At 56.0% G+C, this 1267-nt stretch carries 1 protein-coding gene; it reads left to right on the forward strand.

Features of this window, described 5'->3' with window-relative positions:
• A partial coding sequence (locus D9741_RS23300; protein WP_205712980.1) for an autotransporter-associated beta strand repeat-containing protein occupies positions 1-1267 on the forward strand: 1267 nt, incomplete at both ends.

The following is a 1267-nucleotide window of genomic DNA, read 5'->3' on the forward strand; positions in this document are numbered from 1 at the left end:
TGCGGCTCTCGGCACCGGAAAAATTGTGGTTGACGGGACGTTGTACATGGATGCACCAGCTGGTGAACTGAGTAATAATCTCAGCGGCAGCGGTAGCATTTGGGCGAAGAGTGCGCTTACCGTCAGCGGCGACAACGATGATTTTAGCGGCACCTGGACCATCGGTAAGGACAGCAGCCTCACCGTGATGAACGCCCCTGCGTTGGGTACAGGCAATGTTGTTGATGGCGGCGCCCTGTATCTGGGCGGTACGGATAACTGGGCGCTGAACAGCGGTAACGTGATTAGCGACTACGCCATGTATGATGGCGACAACCTTGTAGACGCGAGCGCAGGTAAAGTGGTGAAACAGGATGCCAACACCATTACTATCGCCAATGCCAATACCTACAGCGGCGGTACAGTGGTTGAAGACGGCACGCTGAATGCTGACAATGTCGCGGCTCTGGGCGTGGGCGACGTGGATAATCATGCCACGCTGAATCTGAACGCAGTCGGGCAGTACGCGCTGGCGAACTTTACGACATACAGTGCTGGTACCACCTCGCTGGTGGCGGGCTCGATGCTGGCAGTTGACGCCTTTGTTCAACAGGATGACAGTACGCTGAACATCAGCCTGGCGCCGGATGCGACCAGCCCGATAATCACCGCTGACAGTGCCTCGCTGGACGGCACGCTGAATATCACCGGCATTGGCAATATTAAAGATCCACTGACTCACGATCCTTACACCTTCACCCTGATTGATGCCGACAGCGCCATCAGCGGTGATTTTGAAGAGCTGACCGTCGCCGGAATCGATGCCAAAGAAACCGACTTCCTGACGGTTGACAGCCGCATTAACCCTGCGGATGACACACAGTACGAACTGACGACTTCACTCTCCTGGTATGCGGATGTGGATAACGCCGCTACCGATGCGCACGGCACGTTTACCCTGAGCAACCCGGATGGCAGCTTCACGCTGAATACTGCGCTGACGGATGTGGATGCCAACAGCTCCACTGGTTGGGATGGTAAAACACTGACCAAAGCAGGTGAAGGTACCCTGATCCTCAACGCCTCCAACACTTATAGTGGCGATACCTATGTTAACGGCGGGACGCTGATTGCCGGAGCGGATAATGCGCTGGGGACAGACGGCGGTCTGGTGCTGGCGTCAGGTGCGACCTTTGACCTGAATGGTATGAGTCAGAGTTCCGATTATCTGCGCAGCGATGTTGGCAGCACCCTGAACCTTGATGGTGGTGAACTGGTTCTCGGACGC

This window comes from Escherichia sp. E14V7, from assembly GCF_004212225.1.
GTDB lineage: Bacteria > Pseudomonadota > Gammaproteobacteria > Enterobacterales > Enterobacteriaceae > Escherichia.